Source organism: Kamptonema formosum PCC 10802 (genome assembly GCF_000332335.1).
Lineage (GTDB): Bacteria > Cyanobacteriota > Cyanobacteriia > Cyanobacteriales > Oscillatoriaceae > Oscillatoria.
The window spans coordinates 7,900-13,161 of the sequence record NZ_KB235949.1; the positions used below are offsets into that span (position 1 = coordinate 7,900).

A 5,262-nucleotide genomic window follows, 5' to 3' on the forward strand; every position below is an offset into this window, starting at 1 on the left:
GGCCGGTAATTGACCAGATTTTGGCGGATGAAAGTGCTTCGGGCCAGGTGCTGTGGGCGCTGACAGATAATCAGGGGACAGTGCGGGATTTGGTTAATGAGGCGGGGGCTTTACAAAATCACCTCACGTATGATAGCTTTGGGAAGGTAACGGGTGAGACGAATCCGAATTTGGACTTCCGCTTTGGTTATACGGGGCGGGAGTTGGATGAGGAGACGGGGCTTTCTTTCTACCGGGCGCGTTATTATGATGCAGGGGTAGGAAGATTTATTAGTGAGGACCCGATTGGGTTTGCCGGTGGGGATGTCAATCTGTACCGGTATGTGGATAACAGTCCTGTCAACTTTACCGATCCGTCAGGGAACGGCCCGTTAGGAGCGGCGATTGGTGGAGCAATAGGGGGAATAATTGGTGGTATAATAGGAGGTGCCGGTGGAACTCTAGCTCTGCCCGGTGGTGGGACCGTAGGTGGTGGATATGCAGGAGCGACGAGCGGTGCAGTTCTTGGTGCAGCTATTGGCCACGCGCTTGAGGAAATTCTCGCTCCGGCGCAGGAACCCGCACCCAGCCCTTATCCAGAACCATCGCCGGTGGCGGCACCTACCTCGCCACCCCCACTACAGCGGCCAAAACCACGGCCCACTCCAAGTCCATCTCCAGAGCCTGCGCCTGTACCCACCTCCTCACCTGAAGATCCTAATGATTGTAAAAAAACCTGCAAAGATGAGTATCCTGAATATAAGACTTGCGAACAGTTAAAGATTGAGTCAGCAAGTATGGCATTTAAAGGCTTTATCTATTTGAATGAAAAAGACGTTTTGAGGGGGATAGCTCAGAAAAGGAAACAAATGAATAGTTTAGAGCCCGACTACCCAGACTGGTGGAAGGCTGATTTCGGGGAGCTACAAAACAAAGCATCTGGAGTAAAAAGACCAACTTGTTGTCCAGAGCCAGCTCAATTGTTTCATTATGATGTAAACCCAAAACAAGCTTGGCTGAATAGTAAGGGCGTAGGCTCAGTCGGAAGCTGTGAATGTTGCGAAGAAAAACCAAAACCCCATCTAGAAAATAGGTTTGCTATTTTAAACATCAAGGGTCGTTTCGGCCAGAAGTACTATGAGTATAACGGAGCATTCCGGAAAGGGTAACAAATGAAACAGCGAGAAATTTTTCCGGTACAAAAACCAGGAAAAGTTAGAGAGGGCTGTCAAAAAGCGCTATTTTTACGAAAAACAATGAACAGGGCAGAATACTGTATTCTTAGAAGTGCAATAAAAACTCACGGATGGCTGAGAGAAGTTGCCTATAAATTCGCACTTTCTCAGACTGCTGTAGCAGTTGCTGCCAGTAATTTATTCCAAAATGGAAATATAATAGCGAGGGTTTTCCATCACAAAAATGACCCTGCTGGAACTGCAAATATTATCTTGACGCCGGACGAAATTCAGGCTAATCTGAACGGGAAGCTTAGAGCTTCCTATGAATTAACACCGCAAGGAGGAGCGCGTTGGGAAGCTGTAGCTCAGGCAGACTGGAATCGCTACTTTGAATGGTACAGTGACGACTATAAAAGTATTGAATGCGAATTATGGAATTGTGAATTGGTAGCTATTGATCGACACTTGATAGAGTGGCTTCTCAGCATTGATTGCTATCTTCCCAGTCACTCTATTCACATTCCTAGTACAGAGGTTTGGGATATTATCGAACCCTGGCAGGCGACTTACTGGAAGACTCTACCCAGAGCCTATAGAGTTCGCTATCAAGCTAGAGAAAGAGTTCCGCACATTGGCCCAGACACGCCTCTAGATATTTTTGAGACATATCAGCAGGCCCAGAAGTGGTACTCGGAAATTAGCGAATGGTACATAGACCCTGAATTTGAGGAAGAGCCATTAAATATCACAGATTACCCACTAGCTAACAATTACACAGCCGCTAATGAAACTGCCATTCAACAAGCCGAATACTTTATTGTTAGACGTGTTTGGGAGAGTTTTGGAGATTGTAACCAAAATTTACAGGATGTAGCGTTAGACTTCAACCTTTCTCAGGCTGACATACTAATTGCGGCGCACAATCTGTTTCAGAAAGGAGACATTTTGGCAGAAGTTTACCGGGACGGTACTAAATTTTCAGATGTCGCAATGACCTTAGAGGAAATTCAAGCAACCCTAGATGGTAAACTCCAGCCTTATTATTATTTAAGTGCCGAGGGAGGGAGCCGATGGGAAGCTGTGTTTTCCCCTAATTGGAACAGGTATTACAAATATGTCTGCCGAGATTATAGGTCTGGTAAAATCCCTGAATATGAATGCGAGATACTCAGTGCCGACCGGCAATTGATAAAAAAGCTGCTGAGCGTTAGCACCTATATCTGGAGCGAGGTTCCTATCCCTGGGACTGAGGTTTGGGATGTGCTAGAACCCTGGCAGGCTACTTACTGGAAGACTCTACCTAGAGCTTACAGGGTTCGATATAAAGCTAGACAGAATAATAGAGGTACAAATACTTCCCCTAAAGAAGAGGCTGCCATGCGCCAAGCATATGAATGGTTTTCAGAAATACAGAAATGGTATGCAGAGCCGGCTGAATTGGACTGAACTTGATTGAGCCTGATGGGTTAGCCTACCTGTTATTCTTCTGAATATGACTGTCAATAGGATTGAGTATTTGATTCTTTTCTCCGTCCGCTACAGCCACCTAGTGGAAGGCCGGGACAGGCTAGGAAAAATCGGCAATAAATCCAAAGGAAAAATCAAATGGCTGAAAATCCTTTCGAGTATCCTCTCAGATTAGATGACTTGGAAATTGGAATAGAGGCACTGCCAACCCCTCAGAGAATTGCGTTTGCCGCTTCTATTTGTGAGAGGTTGCTTCCCAACTATGCCGCTTTTTATCGAACGGAAAATTGGGGTAATATCTCTATGTTACGGACGGCGCTGGATGAAGTTTGGCAAATTTTGCAAGGAAAACCAGTGGATGCGGCAAGAATCCGCCAATTAATAGATGATTGTGAGAGTGAAGATGTAATGCCCAATTCTGAGGATTTCCCCGAATCCAGATACGACGGGGAGGCGCGAGAAGCAGCTATAGCAATTCTTTACACTTTAGATGCATGTCTCGATCCTTCCCTGAGCTGTATTATCGACGTAGTGAATTGTGCTTTGAGGGCAATTCACTTAGCTCTTTATTCGGAATATTACTTCAGTGATAATCCGCTGCCTGAGGACATATTTGAAAGGCTTGAGAAAGAGATGATAAATCACCCTTGGACGCTCCGAGAACTAGCCAAGCAACGCGAAGACTTGGAGAACTTGAGAAATGCCAAGACACTGGATAGAGAATTTTTGTCACGGCTCCGCAACTCGTTTAACAACGACGGGAAAAGTCTTATTGACGTAGGCTGATACAGATTTTATAGACCGGGCTTTGAGGCAATCTTTTAAGGCCATTGATAAACCGTTTGATTCAAGCTTTCATAATTGCTTTTATGGCCCGGTTAATTAGAAGAAGCATTAGCCAGCGGGGGGATTGAAGAATTAGCGCTCTTTTTTTATCAGGTGTAAATCAGGAACACTATGTCCGTCCAATTATTTGACCCCGATTTCTACGCCACCGGCAACCCCGACTTAGCCGCCGCCGGCATAACCACCCCCCAGCAATTACTCCAGCACTTCCAAACCAAAGGCTTATCCGAAAACCGGCAATTCTCCCCGTTCGCCGACCTCAACTACTACCGCGCCAAAAACCCAGACCTATCGGGCTTAACAAACGAGCAACTCTTCAACCACCTAGAACAATTTGGCGTTGCAGAAAAACGGCAATTTTCCCCCTTAATAGACCTAAACTTCTATCGCGCCAGCAACCCCGAATTGGCCGGACTCGACAGCGATCAACTCCTCAAACACCTGCAAACATTCGGCATAGCAGAAGGACGCACTTTCTCGCCTTATGTCAGCTTAGACTACTACCTAGCTAACAACCCCGATGTCAACCAAGCTTGCACCGGCAACCGAAATCTAGCATTACAGCACCTCCAAATCCACGGCATAGCAGAAGGGCGAAGCTGTTCTCCCGCCTTCAAATTCGACCGGCAACTCAACCGCTTCCTTTCCGCAGATCCCACCAACACCATCATCGACTGGAACCAGACAGCATTAAACGCCATCCAAACAGACAAAACAGCACCCCCATTAGCAGCAAGAAACCTAGCAATAATCCACACAGCAATATACGATGCCGTCACGGCAATCGCCAAAACCGGCACGCCATACAAAGCCAACCTAGAAGCGCCGCAAAACGCCGATCCAGAAGCCGCCGCAGCCGCCGCAGCGCACCGCACTCTCACCAATTTATACCCCAACCAATCCGCCACCTTCTCCGCCGCACTCACCGACTCTCTCGCCGCAATACCCGACAGCAAATCCGAAACAGATGGCGTCACCATAGGGCAAATCGCAGCCGACCAAATTTTAGCCGCCAGAAGTGCGGACGGTTCCGCCACAAAAGTGCCCTACACCCCACAAATCAGTGCCGGAAATTGGATTCCCACCCCTCCCGGCTTTCAACCGGCACTCCTCCCCCAGTGGGCGAATCTCGCCCCCTTTGCCATCACAAGCGACTCCCAATTTCGCCCAAGCGGACCCCCTCCCCTCACCAGTTCTGATTATACCAGAGAACTCAATCAAGTCAAAGAATTGGGCGAAAAAAACAGCAGCGCCCGCACCCCAGAAGGGACAGAAATCGCGCTCTTCTGGGCGGATGGTGCCGGCACCTACACCCCGCCCGGACATTGGAACCAAATTGCCCAACAAGCCTCCTTGCAAAGTGGCAGCACCCTAGTAGAAGACGCCCGCATGTTCGCACTGCTGAACATCGCCCTAGCAGACGCCGGCATTGTCGCTTGGGACGCCAAATACGCCTACGATTTCTGGCGACCGGTCACCGCCATCCACCAAGCCGATACCGATGGCAACCCCCAGACAGCAGCCGATATTACCTGGGACCCCCTGATAGGAACCCCGCCCTTTCCTGAATACGTTTCCGGGCACAGTACGTTCAGTGGCGCTGCTGATGCAGTTCTCACTGAACTCTTCGGCGACCATTTCAATTTTACCACAACTTCGATTGGATTGCCAGGTGTTGAGCGCCAATTTGACAGTTTTTCTGATGCCGCATCCGAAGCAGGTATGAGCCGGATTTATGGCGGGATTCACTTCCTGTCAGCCAACGAAGATGGCTTAGCCGCCGGCAGGTCTT

At 48.4% G+C, this 5,262-nt stretch carries 4 protein-coding genes; all 4 read left to right on the forward strand.

All coding sequences use genetic code 11. The features are described 5' to 3' along the window. Positions 1-1,148: RHS repeat domain-containing protein (locus OSC10802_RS53455; protein ID WP_304412235.1), on the forward strand; the 1,148-nt coding region annotated here is incomplete at its 5' end. A gap of 3 nt (positions 1,149-1,151) precedes the next feature. Then, complete coding sequence (locus OSC10802_RS0130630) at positions 1,152-2,603, forward strand: hypothetical protein (protein WP_155968903.1); 1,452 nt, start codon at positions 1,152-1,154, stop codon at positions 2,601-2,603. Between the two features lie 159 nt (positions 2,604-2,762). Then, entirely contained in the window at positions 2,763-3,410 is a 648-nt protein-coding gene (locus OSC10802_RS0130635) for a DUF416 family protein (RefSeq protein WP_017720586.1), read from the forward strand. A 171-nt stretch (positions 3,411-3,581) separates the two neighbouring features. Continuing rightward, the coding region (locus OSC10802_RS42605; RefSeq protein WP_017720587.1) for a vanadium-dependent haloperoxidase at positions 3,582-5,262 on the forward strand (1,681 nt) is incomplete at its 3' end.